The sequence below is a fragment of the Pseudomonas sp. YuFO20 genome, from assembly GCF_035064975.1.
Lineage (GTDB): Bacteria > Pseudomonadota > Gammaproteobacteria > Pseudomonadales > Pseudomonadaceae > Aquipseudomonas > Aquipseudomonas putida_AE.
On sequence record NZ_JAXDEO010000168.1, the window covers coordinates 1 to 497 of the forward strand.

Sequence of the window (497 nt, forward strand, 5' to 3'; positions counted from 1 at the left end):
TCAGCGATCGCCACCAGCACCGTCTTGCCCTGGGCGTCGATCAGGCCGTGCCGGTTTGGGTCGCTCTTGCTCATGGTGAGCACGGCCTTGATGCCGTCCTTCACGGTGACCTGCTCAAGCTCAGCCACGATGGTCGTGCGGCCGTCGCTGGCGATCAGGTGCACCGCGCTCTGAACGCAGGTGACGACGCGCTTGCGCAGCCGCTCGATGACGTCGTCTTGCTTGGCCTTGGACAGCTTGGGCCACACGTCGGGCAGCAGCTTGACCTCCAGCACCAGCGCCTGAAGCAGGTCGACGCCGATCGTCGATGCGGTCATTTGGATGGTGTCTTTGTCCTTCTTCGTCATGGTCTGGTTCCTTGATGGAGGGAAAGAGAAGCCGGGCGCGCCTCGCGGTGGCGATCTGGTGAATTCGTGTTGGCCAGGGAGGAAAGCCTGAAGTCCTGATCGCTGGTGTCGCCCGGGGAAACTGGGTTACTCGACGTTCACGCCCGGCCG

The 497-nt window shown here is 63.4% G+C and carries 1 pseudogene; it reads right to left on the reverse strand.

The annotated features are described in order from the left end of the window. Positions 1–347 (reverse strand): annotated as a pseudogene (locus tag SOP85_RS31095) (hypothetical protein); the annotation flags it as partial. Positions 348–497 lie beyond the last annotated feature (150 nt).